Genomic DNA, 25158 nt, shown 5'->3' on the forward strand with positions numbered 1-25158 from the left:
CTCCCCCGCCGTGCCCCTTCCCCGTCCGCCGGTCCGGCCGCGTCTCCCGGTCCCGCCGCCCGCCGGTGCGGGCGGCCGCCCGCCCCGTCACCCGCGGTCTCCGCGCGTCACCATCGCGAGCCGCCGAGGTCCCGTGAGACGGCGCGGGCCGCGTCCCGCACGAACGCCACCAGCCGGGGCTCGGGGACGCGGCCGGTGTCGCAGATCCGCTCGACCGCGCCGGAGATGCCGATGGCCCCGACGACGAGTCCCCCGTACCCGCGGATCGGGGCGGCGATGCCCGCCTCGCCGATGGACAGCTCCTCGACCTCGGCCGCCCAGCCGTTCTCGCGGACCCGGGTGGCGGCCCGTGCGAGCAGGCGCGGATCGGTGATCGTCCGGCGGCAGTAGGACTCCAGCTCGGTGTCGCGGATGGACGCCGCCGCGTTGGCGTCGTGCGCCAGCAGCGCCTTGCCGAGGGCGGTCGCGTGCAGCGGCAGCAGCGACCCGACGTCCAGCGCCTGGAGGGTGTCGTCGGGCCGGAAGACGTGGTGGACGACCAGCACCTTCCCGTCGAGCAGGGTGCCGATCCGGACGGCCTCGCCGCTGCGCGAGGCCAGCGCGTCCGCCCAGTTGATCGCCCGGGAGCGCAGCTCGTTGACGTCCAGGTAGCTGGTGCCGAGGTGGAGCAGGGCGGCGCCGAGCTGGTATTTTCCGGTGCCGCCGTCCTGCTCGACGAAGCCGACCCGCTCCAGGGTGCGCAGGATGCCGTGCGCGGTGCCGCGGGCGAGGCCGAGCGAGCTGGCGATCTCACCGACCCCGAGCCGGCCGGAGCTGGCGGCGAGCAGCCGCAGGATCGCGGCGGCCCGCTCGATCGACTGCACAGGTCCGGGCATGAACCCGATGCTAGTTCTCGGGCCAGGGTGCCGACAATGTCGGCACCTGTCGTCATCACCACCGTTCCCGTCCCGAACTGCCCGGATTCTGTGATCTGGTGCACAGGGGGGAGGGTAACCGGCGCCGGGCGGCGGGGAAAGTGTTCGACATTGTCGGCAGCCTTCCGTTGTTTCCGGGTCATCCGCGTCCTACGTTCTGGCCAGCCTCATGAGGCTTCGCGTCCACCCCCGCAGCCGAGGAGCACAGACATGGCGGAACGCCGGAAATTCCCACCGCTGGCCGGGGAGCTCGCCGCCGAGTTCGCCGGAACCATGATCCTGATCCTGTTCGGAGTCGGCGTCGTGGCGCAGGTCGCCGGCGCCGGCATCGGCGACCACGACAGCATCGCCTGGGCCTGGGGGCTCGGCGTCACGCTCGGCGTCTACGTCGCCGCGCGGATCAGCGGCGCCCACCTCAACCCAGCGGTCACGTTCGCGCTGGCCACGTTCAAGGAGTTCTCGTGGCGGAAGGTGGCGCCCTACATCGCCGCCCAGACCGCCGGGGCGTTCATCGCGGCGCTGATCGTCCGGTGGAACTACAGCGAGATCCTGGCCAAGGTCGACCCCGGCCACACCATCAAGACCCAGGGCGTCTTCTCGACGCTGCCGGGCAACGGGACCCTGCCCGTCGGCACCTGGGGCGCGTTCCGCGACCAGGTCATCGGCACCGCCATCCTGCTGTTCGTCATCAAGGCGCTGACCGACGCGCGGAACTCGCCGCCGCTGGCCAACCTCGGCCCCTTCCTGATCGGGCTGCTGGTCGTGGCGATCGGGATGGCGTTCGGCTCGGACGCCGGCTACGCGATCAACCCGGCGCGCGACTTCGGCCCCCGGCTCGCGCAGTTCATCACCGGCTACGGCGGCGCCTGGAAGGACCAGCACGGGGACCTGTACTTCTGGGTCCCGATCGTCGCCCCGCTCATCGGCGGCGTGCTCGGCGCCGGCCTGTACAAGCTGCTGATCGGCTGGTTCCTGCCGTCCGACGGCACCGAGCCGGACGTCGCCAAGCCCGAGCCCGAGTACGAGGCCGCGTGAGCGGCGCGACCCCCCGTCCGCAGGTCCTTCCCACTGGAGATTCCGCACATGGCTGACTTCGTCGGAGCGCTCGACCAGGGCACCACGAGCACCCGGTTCATGATCTTCGATCACGGCGGCAACGAGATCGCCCGCCACCAGCTCGAGCACGAGCAGATCCTGCCGCAAGCCGGCTGGGTCGAGCACAACCCCACCGAGATCTGGGAGCGCACCCGCGCGGTCATCCAGAGCACGCTGAACAAGGCGAACCTGAGCCACACCGACCTCGCGGCGTTCGGCATCACCAACCAGCGTGAGACGACGCTGGTGTGGGACCGCCGCACCGGGCGGCCCTACTTCAACGCGATCGTCTGGCAGGACACCCGCACCGACCGCATCGCCTCGGCGCTGGAGCGGGAGGGCAAGGGCGACGTCATCCGCCGCAAGGCCGGGCTGCCGCCCGCGACCTACTTCTCCGGCGGCAAGATCCAGTGGATCCTGGAGAACGTCGACGGGGTCCGGGAGGCGGCCGAGCGGGGCGACGCGATCTTCGGGACGACCGACAGCTGGGTGCTGTGGAACCTGACCGGCGGGCCGGACGGCGGCGTGCACGTCACCGACGTCACCAACGCCAGCCGCACCATGCTGATGGACCTGGAGACCCTCGACTGGGACGACGAGCTGCTCTCGTTCTTCGGCATCCCGCGCGCGATGCTGCCGGAGATCAGGCCGTCGTCGACGTCCGAGGCCTACGGGCTGACCCGCCCGGACGGCCCTCTCGGCGGCGAGGTCCCGCTGACGGCGGCCCTCGGCGACCAGCAGGCCGCGACCGTCGGCCAGGTGTGCTTCTCGCCCGGCGAGGCCAAGAACACCTACGGCACCGGCAACTTCCTGCTGCTCAACACGGGCAACGAGCTGGTGCGGTCGAAGAACGGGCTGCTGACCACGGTCTGCTACCAGTTCGGGGGCGGCAAGCCGGTGTACGCGCTGGAAGGGTCGATCGCGGTCACCGGGTCGGCGGTGCAGTGGCTGCGCGACCAGCTCGGCATCATCTCCGGCGCCGCGCAGAGCGAGGCGCTCGCCCGGCAGGTCGAGGACAACGGCGGCGTGTACTTCGTCCCCGCCTTCTCCGGCCTGTTCGCCCCGTACTGGCGGTCGGACGCGCGCGGCGCCATCGTCGGGCTCTCGCGCTTCAACACCAACGCCCACCTGGCCCGCGCCACCCTCGAATCGATCTGCTACCAGTCGCGGGACGTCGTCGAGGCCATGCGCGAGGACTCCGGCGTCGCCCTCGACACGCTCAAGGTCGACGGCGGGATCACCGCCAACGAGCTGTGCATGCAGATGCAGGCCGACATCCTCGGCGTCCCGGTGTCGCGCCCGGTCGTCGCCGAGACCACCGCCCTCGGCGCCGCCTACGCCGCCGGCCTCGCCGTCGGCTTCTGGAACACCACCGACGAGCTGCGCCAGAACTGGAACGAGGACAAGCGCTGGCTGCCCACCTGGAGCGACGAGCAGCGCGAGAAGGGCTACGCCGGCTGGAAGAAGGCCGTCAACCGAACCCTCGACTGGGTCGACGTCGACTAGACCCGGCCGGGACAACACGCGCGGCGGGGCCGGGACACCGGCGCCGGCCCCGCCCGCACCATCCTGACCGATCACCCCTCATCGGGAGCATGCAGTGACATCCGTAGCCCTCGGCCCTCGGTACCGCGAGGACACCCTGCGCGCACTGGCCGAGAACGAGTTCGACGTCCTGGTCGTCGGCGGCGGCATCGTCGGCGCCGGCGCCGCGCTCGACGCGATCTCCCGGGGCCTGACCGTCGCCCTGGTGGAGGCCCGCGACTGGGCGGCCGGCACCTCCAGCCGCTCCAGCAAGCTGATCCACGGCGGGCTCCGCTACCTGGAGCAGCGCGACTTCGGTCTGGTCCGCGAGGCGCTGCGGGAGCGCGCCCTGCTGCTGCACCGGCTCGCACCGCACCTGGTGCGGCCCGTCCAGTTCCTGTACCCGCTGCGCAACCGGGTGTGGGAGCGGGCGTACGTCAGCGCCGGCGTGACCCTCTACGACACGATGGGCGGCGCCCGGTCGCTGCCCCGGCACCGGCAGCTCACCCGGCGCGGCGCGCTGCGGGAGGCACCGGCCCTGCGCGCGGACGCGCTCGTCGGCGCGATCCAGTACTACGACGCGCAGGTGGACGACGCCCGCTACACGATGATGGTCGCCCGCACCGCCGCCCAGTACGGCGCGAGGGTCGCCACCCGCACCGAGGTGACCGGTTTCCTGCGCGAGGGCGAGCGGGTCACCGGCGCGCACGTCGTGGACCTGGAGGGCGGGCGGGAGATCACCGTCCGCGCCCGCCGGGTCGTCTGCGCGACGGGCGTGTGGACGGACGGCGCGCAGGCGATGACGGGGGCGCGGGCGACGTTCGCGGTGCGCGCGTCCAAGGGCGTCCACCTGGTGGTGCCGCGCGACCGGATCCCGATGGACACCGGGCTGATCACCCGGACCGAGCGCAGCGTGCTGTTCATCATCCCGTGGGGCCGGCACTGGCTGGTCGGCACGACCGACACCCCGCACGACGACGGCCCGGACGAGCCGGTCGCCGACCACACCGACATCGGCTACCTGCTGGAGCGGGCGAACGCGGTGCTGCGCACGCCGCTGACCATGGACGACGTCGAGGGCGTGTACGCGGGGCTGCGGCCGCTGCTGTCCGGCGAGATGGACGACACGGCGCGGCTGTCGCGCGAGCACGCCGTCGCGGAGCCGGTGCCGGGGCTGGTCGTGGTCACGGGCGGCAAGTTCACCACCTACCGGGTCATGGCACGCGACGCGGTCGACGTGGTCGCCGAGGGCCTGGACGAGTCGGTGCCCGCGTCGGTCACCGGGCGGCTGCCGATCCTCGGCGCGGTCGGCTTCGAGGTGCTGTGGAACGAGCGGCGCCGGCTCGCCGCCCGCTCCGGGCTGCACGTCGCGCGGATCGAGCACCTGCTGCGCCGGTACGGGTCGTGCGCGCAGGACGTCCTCGACCTGGTCGCCGCCGAACCGGAGCTCGGCGCACCGATCCCCGGCGCGGAGGACTACCTGTGCGCCGAGGCCGTCTACGCGGTGACGCACGAGGGCGCCCTGCACCTCGAGGACGTCCTCGCGCGGCGGCTGCGCGTGTCGATCGAGGAGTGGGACGGCGGCCTCGCCGCTGCTGCGCATGTCGCCGACCTGCTCGCGCCCCGGCTGGGCTGGAGCCGCGAGGACGCCGCCGACGAGGTCAAGCGGTACGTCCTGCAGATCAGGGCGGAGCGCCGGGACGGGCCGGCGGTGGTGGAGCCCCCGGTGACGGCGGCCTAGGAGGCGGTGAAGGTCGCGGTCATCGCGGTGACGCCGCCGGGCGCCTCGATCGACAGCTCACCGTCCGGCGAGCCGGCCGCGACGAAGGGCTGCCGCGCGTAGACGGGCCTGCGGGCGCGGAACGACAGGTCGTTCACCCTCAGGCCCGCCCGGCGCGGCAGTTCGAGGCACAGGATCGCCAGCAGCGGCCCGTGCACGACGAGCCCGCCGTGCCCCTCGACCTCGGTCGCGTAGGTCTCGTCGTAGTGGATGCGGTGGGCGTTGTAGGTGAGCGCGCTGAACCGGAACAGCAGGACCGGGTCGGCGGTCACCGGCAGCGTCCACGGCGCCTTCGTGTCCGGCGCGTCGAAGGACACCTCCGGCGGGCGGGACGCCGCGTCGCCGCTGCGGTAGACGAGGTCCTGCTCCTCGACGGCGATCTCGGTACCGGCCCGCAGGAACGTGTGGCGGACGGTCACGAACAGCATCTCGCCGCTGCGTCCCTGCTTGACCGCCGTGGAGGCCAGCTCGGTGCGGCGCGTGACGGTGTCGCCGACGCGCAGCGGCTCGCGGACGCGGAACCGGCCGCCGGCGAACATGCGCCGCCGGTCGGGGATCGGCGGCAGGAAGTGCCCGCCGAGCGGGTGACCGTCGGGGCCGAGCTCGCGCTGCGCGGGCCGTTCGAGGAAGTGCAGCCAGTGCCACAGCGGCGGCAGCTCCTCCCCCGGCGGCTCGACGTCCAGCACCCCCGCCAGCGCGGCGGACGGCGCCGCGTCGATGACCTCGGCCGTCTCCACCGGTTCCGGCGACCAGCCGCCCACGTCGATCATCGCCACATCCCTCGGCCGTCGGTCGTTCCCCAGGGATTATGCCGACGGGCGGGATCGGCGCCGGGCCCGCCCCCGCGTCAGCCGGGCCGCGCGGAGCGGCGGCTACTCCGCGAACGCGTCGACGCCGGTCAGCTCGGCCGAGTACGCCCACAGCCGCGCGGCCTCGTCCGGGTCGATCGCGTAAGGACGGACACCCACAGGCGCGGGCGCGCCCGCCTTCCGGCCGCGCACCTCGGGCACGTCGGCCGGGGTGGGCTCGGCGATGTCGCAGTCCATGCAGTAGACGCCGCCCATCCCGTCCAGCCGCGGGGACGTCGCCGCCCACACCGCGGTCGCGGCGCCCTGCTCCGGGGTCTTGAAGCCCTGGGCGATCTCGTTGCCCTCCTCGTCGATCCACCCGTAGGCGATCTTGTCCTCCTTCGGGATGTGCCGCTGCAGCGGCGTGAGGATGCTGCCCGGGTGGAGGGAGAACGCGCGCACGTCGTCCTTCGCCAGGGCGTCCAGGTGCACGGCGAACAGCACGTTGGCGGTCTTCGCCTGCCCGTACGCCTCCCACCGGTCGTAGCCGCTCGTGAAGTGCGGGTCGTCCCAGCGCATCCGGGAGAAGTGGTGCCCCTGCGAGGAGACGGCGACGACACGGGCGCCGGCCCTGACCGCCGGCCACAGCCGGTTCACCAGCGCGTAGTGGCCGAGGTGGTTGGTGGCGAACTGCGCCTCCCAGCCCGGCCCGACCCGGGTCTCCGGGCACGCCATGACCGCCGCGTTGCCGATGATCATGTCGATGCCGCGGCCGGACTCCAGGAAGCGGTCGGCGAAGCCGCGCACGCTCTCCAGGTCGGCGAGGTCCAGCTCGTCCACCTCGACGTCACCGACGCCCTCGAGCGCCTCCTTCGCGACCGCCGGGCGCCGCGCCGGCACCACGACGTGCGCGCCGGCCTCTGCCAGGGCGCGGGTCGTCTCCAGGCCGAGCCCGGAGTAGCCGCCGGTCACCACGGCCAGCCTGCCGGACAGGTCGATGCCCGCCAGGACCTCGCGCGCCGTGCTCTCGAACCCGAACCCCGAATCGATCCCGTGCTGCGGAGTGATCATGCACCGTACGGTACGAGTTAGAGCGCGCTCCAGGTCAAGCCGGGCCCTCCGCGGGGATCTCGGGGCAGTGCGTGCCGGTGTAGATCGTCGGCATGCAGCGGTTGCAGTGGATGCACAGCGACCGCGTCGAGGGGTCCTCCGCGATCCTGTTCACGAGGTCGGGCTCGCGCAGCAGCGCGCGTCCCATCGCGACGAACTGGAAGCCCTCCGCCATCGCCCTGTCCATCGTCTCGCGGTTGGTGACGCCGCCGAGCAGGATCAGCGGCAGGTCCAGCTCGGCGCGGAACCGGCGGGCGTGTTCGAGGAGGAACGCCTCCTGGTACGGGTAGGCGCGCAGAAACTTGGTGCCGGACATCCGGATGCCCGTCCGCAGCGGCTGCTTGAAGTTGGCGGCGAACTCGCGGACCGGCGCCTCGCCGCGGAACAGGTACATCGGGTTCAGCAGGGAACTGCCCGCCGTCAGCTCCAGCGCGTCGACGGTGCCCTCCTCCTGCAGCCAGCGCGCCACCTGCAGGCTGTCGTCGACCTCCAGCCCGCCCGGCACGCCGTCCCGCATGTTGATCTTCGCGGTGACGGCGATCCGGTCGCCGACCTCCTCGCGCACCGCCCGGGCGATGCCGAGCGCGACCTTGGCGCGGTTCTCGATCGGCCCGCCGTAGGCGTCGTCGCGCTTGTTCAGCCGCGGGCTGAGGAACGAGCTGGCCAGGTAGTTGTGCCCGAAGTGGATCTCGACGGCGTCGAAGCCCGCCTCGATCGCCAGCCGCGCCGCGGCGGCGTGGTCGCGGGTGACCCGCTCGATGTCCTCGGCGGTCGCCGCCTTGGTGAAGCGCATCCCGAGCGGGTTGAAGAACCGCCCGGCCGACAGGCCCCGCATCCTGTTGGAGCTCGCGTCGGCGACCGGCCCGGCGTGCCCGATCTGCGCGGACGCGGCCGCGCCCTCGGCGTGCACGGCGTCGGTGAGGCGCCGCAGCCCGGGAACGGCCTCGGGACGCATGTGGATCTGCCGCCGCTCGGTGCGGCCCTCGGGCGCGACCGCGCAGTAGGCGACGGTCGTCATCGCCACTCCCCCGGCGGCGGGCCGCCGGTGGTACTCGATCAGGTCGTCGGTGACGAGGGCGTCCGGCGTCATGCCCTCGAAGGTGGCGGCCTTGATGACCCGGTTCCGCAGGGTGAGGGGCCCGAGCTTCGCGTTTTCGAAGACGTCCACAACGACCTCCGATCGAGGAGTTTCCATGCTGGCCCCGGCTGACGGGCAGGCACGCGGAGCGAGCGCCGGCGAGCGGAGCGGGGGTTCCAGGGGGTCGCCCCCCTGGGCCAACACCGTGACGGGGGTTCCAGGGGGTCGCCCCCTGGGGATCACAGCCTTTCGAGGATGGTGACGTTGGCCTGGCCGCCGCCCTCGCACATCGTCTGCAGGCCGTAGCGGCCGCCGGTGCGCTCCAGCTCGTGCAGCAGCGTGGTCATCAGCCGGGCGCCGGTGGCGCCGAGCGGGTGGCCGAGGGCGATGGCGCCGCCGTTCGGGTTGACCTTCGCCGGGTCGGCGCCGGTCTCCTTCAGCCAGGCGAGCACGACCGGCGCGAACGCCTCGTTGATCTCGACGGCGTCGAAGTCGCCGATCGTCATGCCGGTCTTCTTCAGCGCGTGCGCGGTGGCGGGGATCGGCGCGGACAGCATCCGGATCGGGTCCTCGCCGCGCGCCGAGATGTGGTGGATGCGGGCGCGCGGGGTGAGGCCGTGGTCCTTGACGGCCTGCTCGGACGCGATGAGCAGCGCGGCGGAGCCGTCGGAGATCTGGGAGGCGAGCGCGGCGGTGAGCCGGCCGCCCTCGACGAGGGTCTTCAGCCCGGCCATCTTCTCCCGGGTGGTGTCGCGGCGCGGGCCCTCGTCGGCGGTGACGCCCTCCAGCGGGACGATCTCCCGTTCGAAGCGGCCCTCGTCGGTCGCGCGGATGGCGCGCTGGTGCGACTCGTAGGCGAACGCCTCCATCTCCTCGCGGGAGATGTCCCAGTCGCGGGCGATCATCTCGGCGCCGTTGAACTGCGACACCTCGGCGTCGCCGTACCGCGCGGTCCAGCCCTTGGAGCCGGCGAACGGGCCCTGCGTGAAGCCGAGGGGCTCGGCGGCGGTCATCGCGAACGAGATCGGGATCTGCGACATGTTCTGCACGCCGCCCGCGACGACGAGGTCGGACGTCCCGGCCAGGACGGCCTGCGCGGCGAAGTGCACGGCCTGCTGGGAGGAGCCGCACTGCCGGTCGACGGTGACGCCGGGGACCTCCTCGGGCAGCCCGGCGGCGAGCCAGCAGGTGCGGGCGATGTCGCCGGCCTGCGGGCCGACGCTGTCGACGTTGCCGAACACCACGTCCTCGACGGCGGCGGGGTCGACCTTCGCGCGGTCCATCAGCGCCTTCAGCACGTGGGCGCCGAGGTCGGCGGGGTGGACGCCGGCGAGCCCGCCCTTCTTGCGGCCGACGGGGGCGCGGACCGCTTCGACGATGTAGGCCTCGGCCATGGGGGGTGTCTCCTTCGGGGCTAGCTCGCCTGGATGCCTTCGAGGACCATGGCGAGGTACTGCTTGGCGATGTCGTCGGCGGACAGCCGCCCGCCGTGCTGGTACCAGTTGGCCGCGACCCAGACGGTGTCGCGGATGAAGCGGTAGATCAGCGTCCGGTCGAGGTCGGCGCGGAAGGCGCCCTCCTCGACGCCCCGGTCCAGCAGGGACATCCACATCGTCTCGAAGCGGCGCTGCGACTCGAGCAGGTAGTGGAAGCGTTCGCTGGTCGCCAGGTGCTTGGACTCGTTCTGGTAGAGGACGACGGCGGGCCGGTGCCGGTCGATCGAGCGGAACGACTCGACGATGACGCCCTCCATGGTGTCGCGGGCGCTGAGGCCGGCGGCGAGGACGCGCTCGTAGGCCGCCCACATCTCGTCCAGGAAGGTCGACAGGATCTCGTCGGCCATCGCCTCCTTGGAGTCGAAGTGGTAGTAGAGGCTGCCGCCGAGGATGCCGGCGGCGTCGGCCACCTTCCGGACGGTGGTGGCGGAGTACCCCTGCGAGGCGAACACCTCGGCGGCGGTGGCGAGCAGCTCGGCCCGCCGTTCCGCGCGGGCGGCGGCGGTGCCCTCGGCGTCGCGCCGTCGTGGACTCATGGTCGGTTCCTAAGCGTGCGGAGAGGAGACCCTACGGATGTTGTGAAGAGACCGAGACGACCTCCCCGGTCATGTACGAGGAGTAGTCGCTGGCCAGGAAGACGATAACGTTGGCCACCTCCCAGGGCTCGGCGTAGCGGCCGAACGCCTCGCGCCGCGTCAGCTCGTCCAGCAGGTCCTCCGACGTCACCTTGACCAGGTGGGGGTGCATGGCGAGGGACGGGGAGACGGCGTTGATCCGCACGCCGAACTCGGCGGCCTCCAGCGCGGAGCAGCGGGTGAGCGCCATCACGCCGGCCTTGGCGGCGGCGTAGTGGGACTGGCCCTTCTGCGCGCGCCAGCCGATCACCGACGCGTTGTTCACGATGACGCCGGCGCCCTGGTCGCGCATGATGCGCAGCGCGGCGCGGGTGCAGCGCATCGTCCCGTTCAGCGTGATGTCGAGGACGCGTCCCCACTGGTCGTCGGTCATGTCGACCAGCTCGGCGGTGCCGCCGAGGCCGGCGTTGTTGACCGCGGCGTCGATCCGGCCGAACCGTTCGACGCCCAGCGCGTACAGGGCCCGGACCTGCTCCTCGTCGGTGACGTCGCAGGGCAGCGCGGCGACGCGGTCGGCGCCGAACTCCTTCTCCAGCTCCTGCGCGGACGCGGCGAGCCGCCGCTCGTGCGCGTCGGAGATCAGGACGCGGGCGCCCTCCTCCAGGCAGCGGCGGGCGGTGGCGCCGCCGATCCCGGCGCCGGCCGCGGCGGTGATCACGACGGCGCGGTCCTTCAGCAGGCCGTGCCCGGGGACGTAGGGGGGCGGCGTCATCCGCGAGCCTCTCTGGGGAGACCGAGCACGCGCTCGGCGATGATGTTGCGCTGGATCTCGTTCGACCCGGCGTAGATCGTGTCGGAGCGGGAGAACAGGAACAGCCGCTGCCAGTCGTTGAGGTCGTAGGGTTCGCCATCGGCGACCATTCCGGCGGCGCCGAGGACGTCCATGGCGAGCTCGCCGAGTTCGCGGTGCCAGGTGCCCCAGACGAGCTTGGAGATCGACGACTCGGGCCCCGGGGCGCCGGACGCGACGCCCGCCATCGTGCGGACGGCGTTCAGCCGCATGACCTCCAGGCCCATGTAGGCGCGGGTGAGCCGGTCGCGCAGGAGCGGGTCGTCGATGGCGCCGGTGCGGCGGGCGAGGTCCAGGACGCCCTCGAACTCGCGGCGGAACCCGACCTGCTGGCCGAGGGTGGCGACGCCGCGCTCGAAGCCGAGCGTGGCCATCGCGATCTTCCAGCCCTCACCGGGCGCGCCGACGATGTTGCCGGCGTCGGTGCGGGCGCCGTCGAAGAAGACCTCGTTGAACTCCGAGGTGCCGGTGAGCTGGACGATCGGCCGGATGTCGACGCCGTCCTGCCGCATCGGGACGAGCAGGTAGGACAGGCCGTGGTGGCGGGACGAGCCGGGCTCGGTGCGGCAGACGACGAAGCACCAGTCCGATTCGAGGGCGTTGGACGTCCAGACCTTCTGCCCGTCGACCGTCCAGTGGTCGCCGTCGAGGGCGGCGCGGGTCTGCACGTTGGCGAGGTCGGAGCCGGCGTTGGGCTCGGAGTAGCCCTGGCACCACAGTTCCTCGACGGCGACGATCGGGGGCAGGAACCGGGCCCGCTGCTCGTCGGTGCCGAACGCGATGATCGTGGGGCCGAGCAGGTTCTCGCCGATGTGCCCGACGCGGGCCGGGGCGTCGGCGAGCGCGTACTCCTCGTTGAAGATCACTTGCTGCCGGACGGTCGCGCCGCGGCCGCCGTGCTCCTCGGGCCAGCCCACGCACGTCCAGCCCGCGGCGGCCATGTGGCGCTCCCAGGCCAGCCGCTCCTCGAACGCCTCGTGCTCGCGGCCGGGCCCGCCGAGGCCGCGCGCGTGCGCGAACTCGCCCGACAGGTTGGCCTCCAGCCAGCCGCGGACCTCGGCGCGGAACGCCCGGTCCGCAGGGGACTCGTTCTGGTTCACGCCCGGAACTCTACCAAACAGTTGTTAGAAAGAATCGGCCTCCAGGGCCGGTTCCACCTCGCCCGCCTGCACGGCGGGCCGGCCGCGCCCCGGCGCCGGCACCGCGGACCGCTCCCCCGCGGCGCGCTCCCGCGGCGCCGGCAGGTCGCGGTGCAGCAGGTCGAACAGCCGGTCCCAGCGGGCCAGCACCGTCTCGGGACGGAAGCGCTGCACCGACGCGCGGGCCTCCGCGCCGAGCTCGCAGCACAGCTCCGGGTCCTCGATCAGCCGCTCCAGCGCCTCGGCGAACGCGGCCGTGTCCCCCGGCCGCACGAGCAGCCCGCCCGTCTCCCCGCCCCGCTCGCCGAGCAGCATCCGGACGCCCGGCGCGCAGTCGAACGCCACGGTCGGCAGCCCGTACGCCATCGCCTCCATCACCGACATCGGCACCCCCTCGGCGCGCGACGGCAGCGCGAACACCGACGCCTCGACCATCGCCTCCTCGACGTCGGCGACGACGCCCCGGAACTCGACCGACCCGGCCAGCCCGGCGGCGGCCGCCTGCTCGCGCAGCGCGTCCCCGTCCGGCCCGGTGCCGTAGATGTGCAGCCGCCACTCCGGATGGCGCGGATGCACCCGCTCCCACGCCTCCAGCAGCAGGTCGACGCCCTTCTCGTAGGACAGCCGCCCCACGCAGGCGACCGCCGGCAGGTTGAGCGTCGGGTAGACGGTCGGGGTGACGTGCAGGGCGTTCGGGATGTGGTCGGCGTTCGTCATGCCGTCCCTCGCCCACGCGTCCGCGTCCTCCGGGGTCAGCGTGAGGAACCGGTCGACGTGCGCGAAGTGCCGCTTCACCCGCTGGTACCGGGTCGACTTGCGGCTCGCCTTGTACGACTCGTGGCTCATCCCGATGACCCGCAGCCCCGAGGTGCCGGCCCGCCGGACCCACTCCATCGCCCAGACCTGCGGCACGATCACGACGGCGCCCGGACGGGCCGCCGCGAACATCCGCGTCAGGCGGGCGGCGCCGCGCCGCTGCACGGTGGACCGCCACACGTCGCGCCCGCGCGCCGCCGCGTTCACCCGGTCCCGCAGCCGGTCCGGCCGCCACTCCAGCACCGGCGGGCGCCACGTGTCGTGCAGGACCTCCACCCGGTAAAGGCCGTCGTGGTCGTGGTGGTGCCCGTCCGGCCCACGGACGATCCCGACGAGGGTGACGCGGTCGCCACGCTCGGCCAGCATCCGCGCCATGTGGTGCGCCCAGCGCTGCAGGCCCCCCATCTCGTCGACGTTGTTGCAGACGATGAAGACGTCGCGCGGTGCGTGCTCAGCGGTTCCGGTGGGAACCATGGGCGCTCCTCTCTCCGAAGTAACGGTCCACGACGGTGCGCGCGGCGGTCCCGCGGTCGTGCTCGCCGAACCGCTCGGCGAACGCGCGGCGCGCCGCCGCGTGCGCGGACCCGGCGGCGTCCAGGTCCGCGAGTGCGGCGATCAGCTCGTCCTCGGTCCGCGTGACCGGGCCGGGCGCGTGCTCCTCCAGGTCGAAGTAGCCGGTGGCGTGCTCGCCGTCCTCCGGCAGGTGCAGCACGATCGGCCGGTCCAGCAGCGCGTAGTCGAACATGATCGAGGAGTGGTCGGTGACCAGCGCGTCGGCGAGCAGGAGCAGCAGGGTCGCGTCCGCCACTCCCCCGACGTCCCGCATGGCGCTCGACGCCGACGGCGGCAGGTTCGCCCGGCACAGGTAGTGCGGGCGGACGAGCAGCACGATCTCGTCCCCGAGCTCGCGGGCGAACCGCACCGGGTCCACGGGCGGCTCCATCGGCCCGACCGGCTTCCCCGTCGGCCCCGGCCTGAAGGTCGGCGCGTAGAGCACGGCGCGGCGCCCGTCGTCCAGGTCGAGCGAGCGGCGCAGTGCGGCGACCTCGGCGGCCAGCTCGGCGTCCCTGTCGAGGCCGTTGACGAGCGGGTCGTTGCGCGGGTACCCGGCCGGCAGCGGTTCCGCCCGGACGCCGAGCCCCTTGACCAGGGTGTCCACGTCGTGGCGGGAGCGGACGAGGAAGCAGTCGAAGCGGTCCACGCTCCGCGCGAGCCGGGCGCGGTCGGACGCGGGCCCGCTCTTCATCCGCGGCTGGTCGAGCCCCATCAGCTTGTACGCCGACCCGTGCCAGGTCTGGATGTAGGTGGTCTCGGGGCGCTTGCGCAGGCGGTCCGGATACCCCTGGTTGTCGATCCAGAACTCCGCCCGCGCGAGCGCGAGGTGGTAGCGCCAGGAGTCCCGCCGGACCAGCCTCGCGTCGGACGGGAAGCCCTTCACGGACCTCGCGTACGACCACACGGCCTCGACCGGGCGGCCCGAGCGGCGCAGCTCCCGGTAGATGTACTTCGGGTTGTCGGAGTAGTGCAGCCCGAGATGGCTCTCGAACACCGCCAGGCCCCTGCGGACCGGCAGCCGGGTCAGGATCCGGTTGAACACGGCGGCCTTCGTCCTGCTGGAGGCGAGCGCACGGCGCATGGAGCGCTCCAGCCGCCGCGCGCGCCGCCTGCCGCGCCGCGCCGGCGGGCTGCTCACGACCCGCGCTACGGCTGCGGCGGCGCGACGCGTCCGCGGGCCGCCGGCCTCCAGCCTGCCGGTCTCCAGCCTGAACGCCAGGTGCCCGTCCTCGGTGACGAACGATCGGAGCACGTCGCCCGCCAGGCGCGTCAGGCGCGGCCGCACGGGCAGCTCGACGCCGCGCAGGACCGGGGCCTTCGCGGCGGCGGTTCCCGCCGACCCGCCCGGCCGGGTGACCATCTCCTCGCCGTCGACCTCCACGCGGAGCCGGACGTCCCAGACCGGGTCGACGAACCCGATCGGCCGGATCCGGGCGGCCGGGTCGAACTCGGCGCGCCAGGCCAGCCGGTCGCCCTCGTGGACGATCTCGGCGGGCACCCGCGCCCCGCGCGCATCACGCCGGTCGCGGAACTCCAGCGAGGCCGACAGCGCCGCGCCGCGCGGGATCCGGTCCAGCGGGTTCAGCACGTGCCCGTCCAGGCGGGCGCGGCCGCCGCGCGTCTCCAGCCGGGTCACGACGGCGGCGGGCCGCAGCTCCCCGAGCGGGTACAGGTGGAAGCCGAGGTCGGTGACGTCGAGGACGCGGCGGCCGAGGTCCCCGCGCGGCGGGCTCCCGCCCCAGAAGACCCGGCCGTCCCGCTCCACCAGCGGGGCGTGCAGATCGGACCGGCGGCCGGGCAGGTACTCGGCCGCCGCCAGCGCCCCCGCCCGGTCGCCCTCCCTGATCAGGAACGCGGCGATCGCGGCGAGCGGGTTGGCCGTCTCGAACACCACCGGGTCCAGCCCGGCGAGGTAGCCGGCCGCGAGGTCCAGGAACCTGGCCCGGTACACCGGGTCGCGGTCCCGCAGCTCGCGCAGGTAGAGCAGCAGGTCGTGGTTGACGAACTTGGCGTCCTTCGCGCGCTTCAGCCCGTCCGCGCCGCGCAGCTCGAACAGCATGTCGATGCGCCGGTGGATCTCCAGCCGGTCGGCGAAGTTGGCCAGCTCGTCCCGGCGGTTGGAGATCGACGGCTTCGCCCGCCGGTCCTGGACCAGCCAGTTGTAGACCCGGTGGGGGATCAGGGCCATGCGCGCGGCGGCCGTGTACGCCTCCGCGCTGAACAGCAGGTCCTCGTAGTGGAGCCGTTCGACGAAGCGCAGCGCGCCGTCCTCCAGGAACCCCCGGCGGTAGAGCTTGTTCGTCGACAGGGTGTCGTAGAGCAGGTCGGGGTTCTCCTCCAGCGACCCGTACACGGCACTGCGCTCGTAGAGCCACGGGTACCAGGGCCGGGCCCGGTCCTTCGAGCCCTTCGGCACGTCCAGGAAGACCCGGTCGCAGAGCCCGGAGACCAGGTCGGCGCCGGTCTCCTGCGCGGCGGAGAGCAGGTTGAGGCAGGCGTGCCGGTCCAGCAGGTCGTCGCTGTCGAGGAACATCACGTACCGGCCGTCCGACCGCTCGACGCCGACGTTGCGCGGGCGGCCGCAGCCTCCGGAGTTGACGGGCAGGTGCACCGCCCCGACCCGGCCGGGGTGCGCCGCGGCGAGCCGGTCCGCGGCCTCGCCGGTGCCGTCGGTGCTCGCGTCGTCGACGATCACCGTCTCGACGCCGCCCAGCGACTGCGCGAGCGACGAGGCGACCGCCCGCGGGAGCCGGGCGGCGTCGTTGTAGGCGATCACCACCACGCTCACATCCGGGCGCACCCGCATGGGCATCCCCCTCCGCTCCGCCGGCGTGTCAGGGGTTCCTTTCCAGCAAGGAGGCGTCAAGGGCCAACTCAGATCAAAAGCTGTCAATGCTTAGCATTACCCGACAGGTCGCGGCAGACCACCTGGGAACGCCAAAGGCGCCCGGTCGAGGACCGGGCGCCTTCCATCCGCACGAATCAGATCATTCGCCTGCGGGACGGATCATCGAGACTTGGCGTAGTCGGGGTATCCGTAGCCGACGACTTCGGACTTGTCGCGGATCTTTTCCTTGACGGCGTTGTCGGTGTTGCCCTCGATCGTGGTGATCGTTCCGTTGCCGTTGTCCTTGACGACGAGGCCGACGTGGTCGATGTCGTCGATCCCGCCGCGGGACCCGTTCTGCCAGTCGAAGAACACGACCGCGCCGGGCTTGGCGGTGTCGCCCCAGCGGTGGGCCTTCTCGAACCAGGAGGCGTGCTGGACGGTGTAGGCGTCCCAGCCCATGTTCTTCACGCCCGTCTGCGCGCTGAGCCACGACACGAACATGTCGCACCACTCGGCGCCCCGGTAGTCGCCGACGCTGCCGCCGTCGCGCCGGGCGGTCACCGCGGCGTGCGGGGTGGAGGCGTACCAGTCCGCGTACTTGGTCGAGCCGCTGCGGCTCTCGCTCTCGCCGACCTGCGACTTCGCCAGCTTGATCACGGTGGACGCGGCGACCGTGCGGGACGCGGACCGGGTCGCCTTGCGGGGCGCGTGCTCGGTCCCGGAGCGCTCGGACACCACGCTCTCGCGGTGCTGCGCGGCGGCCTGGGCGGGCGTCTCGGCGGACGCCGTGCCCCCGGCCAGGGGGTTGAAGATCGCCAGTCCGACCGCGCCGGCCATCACACCCGCCACGGCGACGCCCACGGCCCGGTCCTCGGGGCTCATGCGGGCGAGCGCGGCGCGGGAGGCGGCGCCGGTGAGGCGCCCGCTCAGTCGGGGGGCGAAGTTCTTGGTAAAACGATCGAAACGACCGGTCATGCAGGGAATCTCCTTGTCTCCCATGACGCCTACCGGGTTAGCTGACGGATTCGGGCATGGAAGAGCCCTACGGCGCGGCCTGACGGACGCGCCGATTCACCCCTGGAACCTTGGGTCCCCGGCTCCGTCCGGTCGGGTGGACCTGGACGGACTCGGCCTCGCACCGCGGGACGCGGTGCCGGATATTCGGATGTATCTCAGCGACTGATCTCGAGGGGGCGCGCATATGCGGCGCGCGTCGCGTGCGGATTCCGCTCAGCGACCCTCGGCCGCGCATGGAAGCGGCCGGCGTGCAACGCATGGAACGCGCTGCTTGATTCGTGCAAGAAGGTACCAACACTCACAAGAAAAGCAAACCGGCCGCAAAAGGATCTTTTGCCTGCTCAACGCCGTTGCAACCCCGCTTCAACGACCACCCCCGGCCGGACCTTCCCGATCTTTCTCCGGACGGCCCGAAGCCCTTACGGCATAGGGGATTCCAGCCACCGCCCACCGGCCCAGGAAAGGTAAAATGATCAAAAGGCGCGGGACGCTTCCGCCCTTCACGGCCCGCCCGGGCGCCGCGGCGCAGATCACACGGACCGCGCCACTCCCCTGCCGATGTGGCCTACGTCACTCTGGTTCACGGGCGGCCTGACCTGCTGAAGATCACTCCACGTGCAGGGCGAACATCGTGGTGTCGTCGGCCGCCCGGTCGTGCTCCATCCGCGCGAGCACCTCGTCCAGCGCCAGTTCCGGCCCCGACGAGGAGTCCCGCAGAATGCCGGTGAGCCGATCGATCCGCTCATCGAGATCGGTGTCCCGGCGCTCCACGAGGCCGTCGGTGTAAAGGAACAGCAGATCCCCCGGCCGCAGTTCCGTGGAGATCGTCGTGTATTCCCAATCCGGCAGCGCGCCGAGCATCGGGTCGCGATAGACCTCCAGCGGCTCGGCGTGCCCGTCCCGCACCAGGATCGGCGGCAGATGCCCGGCGCACGTCCACTCCATGACGCGCCGGTCCGGCCGGTAATGGCCCACGATCGCGGTGCCGGTCGCCGGCGGGTCCATGCTGCCGACCAGCTCGTTCAGCCAGCCCACCAGCTGCCCCGCCGACTCCCCGGTGCACGACAGCCCGAGCAGCCCGTTGCGGCTGCGCGCCATCGACGCCGCCGCCGGGAGGCCGTGCCCCGCCGCGTCCCCGATAGCGAACAGCGCCCGCCCGTCCGGCATCGCGCGGGTGGCGAACCAGTCCCCGCCGATCCGCGCCGTGCTCTCCGCCGCCAGCGCCCGGATCGCCACCCGCAAGCCCGGCAGCCGCTCGACCTCACCCTCGTCCGGCAGGATCGCCCGGCGCAGCGTCACCGCCACCTTGCGCTCCTGGGCCGTCCGCGCCTGCTGCTTGAGCATCTGCCGGCGCGTCTCCGCCAGCGCCCGCTCCACCCCGCGGCGCCGCGTGATGTCCTGCGAGACGATGTTGATCGACACCGGCAGCCCGGAGTCGTCCAGCACCGGCTCGGCGAACACCCACAGATGCCGCGGCGTACCGTCCTTGCCGATCACCCGGTGCTCGGCCTCCACCGGCTCCCGGCGCGAGAACATCGTCTGGACGGCCTCCTCGACCAGCGGCAGGTCGTCGTCGGCGACCACCTTCGGCAGGTCGTGCGGCGCCGGCGGCACCTCGTCCGGACCCAGCCCGTAGTTCGCCAGCATCTGCGGCGTCCAGTCCGCCTGCCCGGTGACCAGGTCCCACTCGCCGAACCCGATCAGCGCCAGCCGCTCCACCCGCTCCAGCCGCCGCGCGCTGCGGTCCTCCCCGGTGTGGTACCGCCAGGTGAGGCACACGCCCGTCGGCGTCCGGACGCACCGCGCGCTCATCCGCGACGACCGCGACAGCCCGCCCTGGACGGTCGAGTACATGATCGAGTCGCGGTCCAGGGTCGGCCCGCCCTCCAGCACCGCGACGTAGTCCTCGAACAGCCCGCTGAGCGCCGCTCCCGGATCCGTCCGCAGCAGCCGCTGCCCCGTCAGATCCTCGGCGCCCCGCCCGAACAGGTCCCGCGCGGCCTTGTTCAGCTCGGCGTACAGGAAGTCCTGCACCTCGCCGTCCGCGTCCCGCACCGGCACCAGGTGGGCCGCCGAGTCCAGCGCCCCGTCGAGCAGCCCCCGCGCCACCGGATCCTCGGGCAGCCCCTCGATGATCGCGGCGTCGCCCCCGGTGTCCTCGGCCGCCAGGCGGTGCAGGAGGTCCTCGGCCTCGGAGACCACGCCCCGCCGGTCGGTGTCCTCCGCGCGCGGCGGCCGGCGTCCCGCCACCACCGCGCCCTCGGCCCCCGCGCCGCCGCCCTGGACGACCATGGCCGCCGCCTCCGGCAGCTCCATCTCCAGGTCACGCGCCAGCCAGATGAGGTGCTGCAGCGCCTCGCCAGGCGGCACCCCGAGCCGCCGGGCCAGCATCACCCGCGCCTCGGCCAGCACCGCACGGTCGTGCGCCGCCCCCCGCAGGCCCTCGAGGTCCGCCGCGTGCACTCCAGGCGTCCCCCACGTGCCGTCCGCTTCCGACACCCCAGTCCCCCGTTCGGCGTTTTCATGCCCTGGGAGAAAAAAGCTACATACGTCGGCGAAGGTCCGTTCGCCACCATCTTCGTTACCAGTCCGGATCTTTACCCGGCTTTTTCTTTTCGCCCTAATACGACCGCTTTCACTGACCGTCCGGAGACGATCCCCTACCCACGCCTGTGACCTGTATCACAGCCGTCGCGAGCGCCGTCACGCACCCCGCCGCGGCCTCCGCGGACGTCCCCTCCGGATGCAGCGTCAGCACTACGACGATCTTGCCGTCCACCACCCCGGTCGTGTGCAGCGCGGGCCGTCCGAGCCCCAGCTCCGCCGGCGCGGGCCGCCGGTCCGGCACGTCCTCGAACCCCGACCAGCCCTGCTTCACCGCCGACGGCCCCGCCTCCGCGATACCGAAGACCTGGTCGAACCCGTCCGTGCCCCTTTTCGCCATCCGCCCCAGCTGCTCCAGCACGAACCGCCCCTCCGGCACCGCCACCGCATGCCGATAGACCCGCACCACGTCCCCGGCGCTCATCCCCGTGTACCCCCACCACCCGGGCATGCCCGCGGGCGGCGGCACCGTCTCCCGCAACCCGGCCCGCCGCACCATCCGCTCGACGATCCCGGCCCGCCCGCCCCGCTCCCACACCTCGTCCGCCGCCGCGTCATCGCTCGCCCGCAGCATCGCCCCGACCATCTCCCGGTCCCGGGCCTCGACCACCCGTCCCCGCAGGAAGTCGAGCGCCATCAGCACCTTGACCACCGAGGCCGACCGGAACACCTCCGCCGGCCGCCGCTCCGCGACCGCGCACCCCGCCGCCAGATCGAAGACGGCCCATGAGGCCCGCACCCCCGCGGGCACCTCCGCCGCCGAGAACCCGGTACGCACGACCCTCCAGACTGCGCTAGAGTAATCACGCCCGCTCAGACGGGCACCGGGACGTAGCGCAGTTTGGCAGCGCACTTGACTGGGGGTCAAGGGGTCGTGGGTTCAAATCCCGCCGTCCCGACAGAGAAAGACCAGGTCAGAAGGGCTTCGGAGATCATTCCGGAGCCCTTTTTTGATCTTGAAGGTCGATGGGGAGCCAAAAGGGGAGCCACCGTCACCCGATCTACGCCGACTTGCTAGGACCGAACACCGCGTCGACGACCTCCGCGCCCTTGGTGACCACCGGCCTGAGCTGGTGCCGGTAGACCTCCCCGGTGACCGCCGGTGAGGAGTGCCCGCACAGATCGGCGATCGCCTCGATGGGCAGTCCGCCGTCACTCATGATCGAGACGAACGAGTGACGCAGTTCGCGCGGTGACCAGGTCTCCCCGATCCCCGCCTTCTTGGTGATGAGCCGGAACGCCCGCCGCACGTTGGCGGCGTCCAGCGGTCGGCCGCTCGTGGAGCAGAACACCAGGCCGTTGTCCTGCCACACCTCTCCCGCTTTGAGCCGCTGCGCGGCCTGCCGCGTGTGGTGTTTGCGCAGAGCCTCCGCCGCCCGTCCAGGGAGTTCCAGCGTTCGACGCGACTTCTCGGTCTTGGTATCACCGCCAGCCCGCACGGACCGCCACACGTAGATGGCGAACCTTTCGTGGTCGAAGCCAGCCTTGACCACTGGCCGCCATTCCTCTTCGTCGACCCACGCCACGACGTGGTCCCATCGCAGAGCCCGCGCCTCTTCGGTGCGGACGCCCGTCAGGAGGCTGAGCTCCACGTAGGCGTGCAGCCGCGATGACTTGGCCGCCTCGAGAACGGCCTGAGCCTGCTCGAGCGTGAGCGCCCGGCTCGGACGCCCAGCAAGGCCCTTGGGGGTCTTGACCAGCTCAGCTACGTTGCGCGTGACCATGTCCCGCGCCTGCGCCTGACGGATCGCGCGCTTGAGGATCGCATGCACGAGCCGCAAGGTCCGGGTGGACAGCGAGCCGGCGAGTCCGTCGAGCCAGGTGTCCACGTCGTCCGCCCGCAGGTCGCCCAGCTTGGGCTTGCCGATCAGCGGGATGACGTGCTTGCGAGCGAGACTCCGGTAGTTGATGACCGTGTCGTCGTCGAGGCCCCGGAGGCCCTTGGCGAGCCAGTCCTCGACGGCGTCCCCGACCGTGTAGTTCACGGGAGTCTTGACCCCCGCCTCCAGGTCGGCGACTGCCTGCTTGAGCCTGTCCAGAACCTGACTCTTGGTCCTTCCCTTCCGCTTGAGCCGCTTGCGTTTGCCGTCCGGCCCGAAGCCGAGGGCCACGGCCCCGGTATATCCTCCTTTCTCCTGGTAGATGGTTCCTGCGTACTTACCGATCAAGATCTTGCTCAATCGATCGCTCCTCGCGTCGGTCGAGATACTCCTTGATCGCTTTCCTGATGACCCAGGACACGTCGCGTTCCTGCGACTCCGCGTACACAGCAAGGCGCTGCTTGAACGCCATGTCCACCCGCACTGCGGGCAGGGTTGTCCTGTCTTCGGCCATGTGTGCATCTCCTCCCGTCAGTTGCGTGTGCCGAGGTGAGATCGCGCTCGTGTCGATGGAGTTATCAAGAAGCGACCCTCGGGCCCCTCGTCAGAGAGGCCCGAGACCATGCGTAGCACACCGTAGCGCGGTCACTACCGAGAGCGCATGTCACTCTTCGAGTGAGGCGACGAAGTCGGCGAGTTGGCGAGCGGTGATCCGGCGGAGCCGTCCGATCTTGATGCTGCGCAGGCGGCCGGTCCGGATCAGCATGAACACCTTGTCTCGGCCGATCTGAAGAGTCTCGGCGACCTGCTTGACCGTGTAGACCTGGATCCTCCCGTCTCCGGGGCTATCTTCAGCCGCCGGTGGTTCCTCCTGAGCGATCCGGTCTCGACCCGCGTGGCCGGCACGGTCGTTTGTTTCTCGGTTTCCAGTGCCTCCGGTGTGCTCCTGAGCTTTCCGAGGTCGGCGTGGCGCGTCTTCTTGCTTGGTGTTTGCGTTCATGTGAGGCGCCAGCCGGTGTCGCAGGTGCCGTCGCCGTCGTCGAAGGGGAGGGTGTCTGTGTTGGGGGTGACGTCGGCGAGGGGTGCGTTGTAGCGGGTGAGGTAGACGGGGTCCTTGCCGAGGGTGCGACGGCGCCCGTTGATGGCGGTTCCGAGGTGGCATGCCTTGGTGAACAGGTGTGGTTGTTCGCGTCGCATGTCCTGCCAGGCGGACAGGCGGTAGAAGGGGCAGGTTATTGCGAGTATGTAGTGACGATCTCCGTCAGCTGGGAGGTGCTCTCCGGTGGCTCTTGACGCTCTCTTGTAGGTCGGTGACGATGATCTTTCGTGTCTCCATCTGCTTTGGGCGCGACTCACTCGGTCGAGATGACGACTCGGCAGTGGCAGATCATCGATGCCTGCATCGATAGCGAGGTGAACGTCGAGTCGGAGAAGGGCGACCCTCGTGGTGTCATCGACACAGGACGGGCCATCCGCCAGGCTGGCTGGGACCAGGTGGCGCATTGGACTCCGGGCGTTCCTGGGTCTGGCACCTGGCCTCCGGTTGAGCAGACCGTCATTGTGGAGCTGGCTGGTGACCTGTGGACCCTGGTTGTCTCTGCCCTTGAACGGTGGGCGGATGTCAGCGATCGGATCGGTGAACCTGAACATGCTGGTGCCAAGCGAGCGGTCCGCTCGCTGGTGTTGACGCAGGTTGGTGAACTGCTCTCCGATGTGCCCGAGTGAGGGACGTGAGTAGGTCATGCGGTACCTCCGGTCAGGCTGTGCTGTGGGAAGTGCTCGGGCGGGTGGCGCCGATGTACTGGCGTTCGCGGTAGGGGTTGCCGGTGAATTGGGAGATGCGGATGACGTCGCCGGTCTGTGGGGCGTGGATCATTTGTCCGCGGCCGTAGTAGAGGCCGACGTGGTGGATCGTGGCCGGGTTGCGGGTGTCGGTGGCGAAGAACAGCAGGTCACCGGGCTTTAGTTGGGTGCGTGGGATGTGCGGGCCGGCGGTGTATTGGGCGGCGGCGACGCGTGGGAGTTGGATGCCGGCTTTTGCCCAGGCGTATTGGGTGAGGCCGGAGCAGTCGAACCCTTTGGTGCCGGCGCCTTGGGCGATGCCGTAGCTGGGGCCTGCTGGTCCGCCGCCGCCCCAGGAGTAGGGGGTGCCGAGCCAGTGCAGCGCGGCGCGGACCGCGATGGCGCCGCGGCCGCTGGCGGTGGGTGTGGGGGTGGCGTAGGCGGCGGCTTGGGTGAGGACTTTGTGGACGTACCAGTCGGCGTGGTTGTACTGCCAGATCGCTTGGTAGAGGTGCCGTCCGCCTTGGCCGGCGTGGTTGGCGCACAGGTAGCGGGCGGCGCCGTAGATGGCGTCGGCGGGGTTGTAGCGGTCGGTGTGTCCGTCGTGGTCGCCGTCGACGCCGTAGGTCGCCCAGGTGCCGGCGAGGAACTGCATAGGGCCGGCGGCACCCGCGCTGTTCTCCCCGGTCTTGACGCCGGGTGCGGTGGAGCGGCCGTGGTCGGACTCGATCTTGCCGATCGCGGCCAGGACGTTCCAGCCCAGCCCGGGGCAGGTTAGGGCGGCGTCGAGGTACCAACGCAGGTAGGCGGGCGGGATGTCGACACGGGCGAGCCGGGTAGGCGCACCCGCAACCGGACCGGCGCCGATGGCCGAGTCCTGTTGTCCGGCCAGGAGCAGGACGAGCGCGAGCGGGAGCGCCAGGACGGCGGCGCAGATAGTGGCGGCGGCCTTCACCGCGCGGGCCGCCGCCGAGACCGGGCGTTAGTCGACGTCGGTGATGGGGTTATGGGCGCCGGTGCGGGCGCGGTTTTGGGCGCGGTACCCGGCTCCCTTACGTGCTGCGTGGGCGGGTCGGTCGTGCTGTGTGTCATCGGCGGGGCCCCCGGGTTGGTGGTGGGGCTGCCGCAGCACCTCGCGGACCGCTTCCCAGGAGTAGCGGAAGTCCTTGCCGGTCTTGAGGGCGGGGATCTGCCCGGCGTTGGCCATCCGGCGGACGGTCTGGGGCGACAGGCCGAGTTTGGTCGCGAGTTCGGCGGTGGTGAGCACGTCGGGGTCGCGGCCGGGCGTGTCGGTCATCGCTGGGGCTCCTGGTGTGGCGGTCATCGTGCGGGTGGTCCTTCCAGTGTGGCGGATCGGGTGCTGCGGTAGCGCGTTGTCAGTGGTG

General features: G+C 71.8%; 23 protein-coding genes, 1 tRNA gene and 1 riboswitch. Of the genes, 5 read left to right on the forward strand and 19 right to left on the reverse strand.

Annotation, left to right across the window (positions count from 1 at the left end; translation table 11 throughout):
- Positions 1-107 precede the first annotated feature (107 nt).
- A complete protein-coding gene (locus ABT299_RS02140) occupies positions 108-875 on the reverse strand; it encodes an IclR family transcriptional regulator (protein ID WP_151594760.1) in 768 nt (255 codons plus the stop codon).
- 249 nt (positions 876-1124) lie between these two features.
- Here ABT299_RS02140 and ABT299_RS02145 point away from each other — a divergent pair, with 249 nt between their 5' ends.
- From ABT299_RS02145 to ABT299_RS02155, 3 genes are all read left to right on the forward strand, one after another.
- Positions 1125-1949 carry an MIP/aquaporin family protein gene (locus ABT299_RS02145; RefSeq protein WP_190858510.1) on the forward strand — a complete coding sequence of 275 codons (825 nt, stop codon included), beginning with the start codon at positions 1125-1127 and terminating at the stop codon, positions 1947-1949.
- A gap of 48 nt (positions 1950-1997) precedes the next feature.
- Positions 1998-3515: a glycerol kinase GlpK gene (gene glpK, locus ABT299_RS02150; protein ID WP_500249478.1), complete on the forward strand. Its 1518-nt coding sequence runs from the start codon at positions 1998-2000 to the stop codon at positions 3513-3515.
- Between the two features lie 94 nt (positions 3516-3609).
- Positions 3610-5274 (forward strand): glycerol-3-phosphate dehydrogenase/oxidase, encoded by a 1665-nt coding sequence (locus tag ABT299_RS02155; RefSeq protein ID WP_387020671.1) that lies wholly within the window; start codon positions 3610-3612, stop codon positions 5272-5274.
- On the opposite strand, the gene ABT299_RS02160 is transcribed toward ABT299_RS02155, so the two are convergent.
- The 12 genes from ABT299_RS02160 to ABT299_RS02215 form a co-directional block, all read right to left on the reverse strand.
- On the reverse strand, positions 5271-6083 hold the full coding sequence (locus ABT299_RS02160) for an HTD2 family dehydratase (protein ID WP_500249479.1): 813 nt from the start codon (positions 6081-6083) through the stop codon (positions 5271-5273). The two genes, ABT299_RS02155 and ABT299_RS02160, sit on opposite strands and share 4 nt — an antisense overlap.
- Positions 6084-6185: 102 nt before the next feature.
- The gene (locus tag ABT299_RS02165) at positions 6186-7172 is read right to left on the reverse strand and encodes an SDR family NAD(P)-dependent oxidoreductase (RefSeq protein WP_500249480.1); all 987 of its coding nucleotides are present in this window, start codon (positions 7170-7172) and stop codon (positions 6186-6188) included.
- Between the two features lie 34 nt (positions 7173-7206).
- Entirely contained in the window at positions 7207-8379 is a 1173-nt protein-coding gene (locus tag ABT299_RS02170; RefSeq protein WP_500249481.1) for an NADH:flavin oxidoreductase, read from the reverse strand.
- A gap of 149 nt (positions 8380-8528) precedes the next feature.
- A complete protein-coding gene (locus tag ABT299_RS02175; RefSeq protein WP_190858523.1) occupies positions 8529-9683 on the reverse strand; it encodes an acetyl-CoA C-acetyltransferase in 1155 nt (384 codons plus the stop codon).
- Positions 9684-9703: 20 nt separating this feature from the next.
- The gene (locus ABT299_RS02180) at positions 9704-10321 is read right to left on the reverse strand and encodes a TetR/AcrR family transcriptional regulator (RefSeq protein WP_190858525.1); all 618 of its coding nucleotides are present in this window, start codon (positions 10319-10321) and stop codon (positions 9704-9706) included.
- Positions 10322-10352: 31 nt separating this feature from the next.
- On the reverse strand, positions 10353-11132 hold the full coding sequence (locus ABT299_RS02185; RefSeq protein ID WP_500200672.1) for an SDR family oxidoreductase: 780 nt from the start codon (positions 11130-11132) through the stop codon (positions 10353-10355).
- Positions 11129-12310, reverse strand: a complete 1182-nt coding sequence (locus tag ABT299_RS02190; RefSeq protein ID WP_500249482.1) for an acyl-CoA dehydrogenase family protein — start codon at positions 12308-12310, stop codon at positions 11129-11131. Before ABT299_RS02190 ends, ABT299_RS02185 begins: the two co-directional genes overlap by 4 nt.
- A 24-nt stretch (positions 12311-12334) precedes the next feature.
- The gene (locus ABT299_RS02195) at positions 12335-13639 is read right to left on the reverse strand and encodes a glycosyltransferase (protein ID WP_387020655.1); all 1305 of its coding nucleotides are present in this window, start codon (positions 13637-13639) and stop codon (positions 12335-12337) included.
- The gene (locus ABT299_RS02200; protein ID WP_500249483.1) at positions 13617-16526 is read right to left on the reverse strand and encodes a bifunctional glycosyltransferase/CDP-glycerol:glycerophosphate glycerophosphotransferase; all 2910 of its coding nucleotides are present in this window, start codon (positions 16524-16526) and stop codon (positions 13617-13619) included. Before ABT299_RS02200 ends, ABT299_RS02195 begins: the two co-directional genes overlap by 23 nt.
- 201 nt (positions 16527-16727) lie before the next feature.
- Complete coding sequence (locus tag ABT299_RS02205) at positions 16728-17525, reverse strand: CHAP domain-containing protein (protein WP_241755750.1); 798 nt, start codon at positions 17523-17525, stop codon at positions 16728-16730.
- Between the two features lie 12 nt (positions 17526-17537).
- Positions 17538-17693: riboswitch (cyclic di-AMP (ydaO/yuaA leader) on the reverse strand.
- Positions 17694-18173: 480 nt separating this feature from the next.
- The gene (locus ABT299_RS02210; RefSeq protein ID WP_347256774.1) at positions 18174-20066 is read right to left on the reverse strand and encodes a SpoIIE family protein phosphatase; all 1893 of its coding nucleotides are present in this window, start codon (positions 20064-20066) and stop codon (positions 18174-18176) included.
- A gap of 136 nt (positions 20067-20202) precedes the next feature.
- Positions 20203-20949 (reverse strand): serine hydrolase, encoded by a 747-nt coding sequence (locus ABT299_RS02215; RefSeq protein WP_500249484.1) that lies wholly within the window; start codon positions 20947-20949, stop codon positions 20203-20205.
- Positions 20950-20996: 47 nt separating this feature from the next.
- Between ABT299_RS02215 and ABT299_RS02220 the strand changes: the two genes are divergently transcribed.
- Positions 20997-21070 (forward strand) — tRNA-Pro (locus tag ABT299_RS02220).
- 102 nt (positions 21071-21172) lie between these two features.
- On the opposite strand, the gene ABT299_RS02225 is transcribed toward ABT299_RS02220, so the two are convergent.
- From ABT299_RS02225 to ABT299_RS02240, 4 genes are all read right to left on the reverse strand, one after another.
- A complete protein-coding gene (locus ABT299_RS02225) occupies positions 21173-22351 on the reverse strand; it encodes a site-specific integrase (protein WP_500249485.1) in 1179 nt (392 codons plus the stop codon).
- Complete coding sequence (locus ABT299_RS02230; protein WP_500249486.1) at positions 22329-22505, reverse strand: CopG family ribbon-helix-helix protein; 177 nt, start codon at positions 22503-22505, stop codon at positions 22329-22331. The genes ABT299_RS02225 and ABT299_RS02230 overlap by 23 nt, the downstream gene beginning before the upstream one ends.
- A gap of 150 nt (positions 22506-22655) precedes the next feature.
- Positions 22656-22991 carry a helix-turn-helix domain-containing protein gene (locus ABT299_RS02235; protein ID WP_500249487.1) on the reverse strand — a complete coding sequence of 112 codons (336 nt, stop codon included), beginning with the start codon at positions 22989-22991 and terminating at the stop codon, positions 22656-22658.
- Positions 22988-23188, reverse strand: coding sequence for a hypothetical protein (locus ABT299_RS02240; RefSeq protein WP_500249488.1), 201 nt, complete (start codon positions 23186-23188; stop codon positions 22988-22990). The genes ABT299_RS02235 and ABT299_RS02240 overlap by 4 nt, the downstream gene beginning before the upstream one ends.
- A gap of 168 nt (positions 23189-23356) precedes the next feature.
- Between ABT299_RS02240 and ABT299_RS02245 the strand changes: the two genes are divergently transcribed.
- A complete protein-coding gene (locus ABT299_RS02245) occupies positions 23357-23716 on the forward strand; it encodes a hypothetical protein (RefSeq protein WP_500249489.1) in 360 nt (119 codons plus the stop codon).
- 31 nt (positions 23717-23747) lie between these two features.
- Here the strand turns inward: ABT299_RS02245 and ABT299_RS02250 are convergent, their stop codons facing one another.
- Complete coding sequence (locus ABT299_RS02250; RefSeq protein ID WP_500249490.1) at positions 23748-24728, reverse strand: C40 family peptidase; 981 nt, start codon at positions 24726-24728, stop codon at positions 23748-23750.
- Positions 24729-24755: 27 nt separating this feature from the next.
- The gene (locus ABT299_RS02255; protein WP_500249491.1) at positions 24756-25070 is read right to left on the reverse strand and encodes a helix-turn-helix domain-containing protein; all 315 of its coding nucleotides are present in this window, start codon (positions 25068-25070) and stop codon (positions 24756-24758) included.
- Between the last annotated feature and the right edge of the window lie 88 nt (positions 25071-25158).

It is taken from the genome of Spirillospora sp. NPDC000708, from assembly GCF_040299565.1.
Taxonomy (GTDB): Bacteria; Actinomycetota; Actinomycetes; order Streptosporangiales; family Streptosporangiaceae; genus Spirillospora.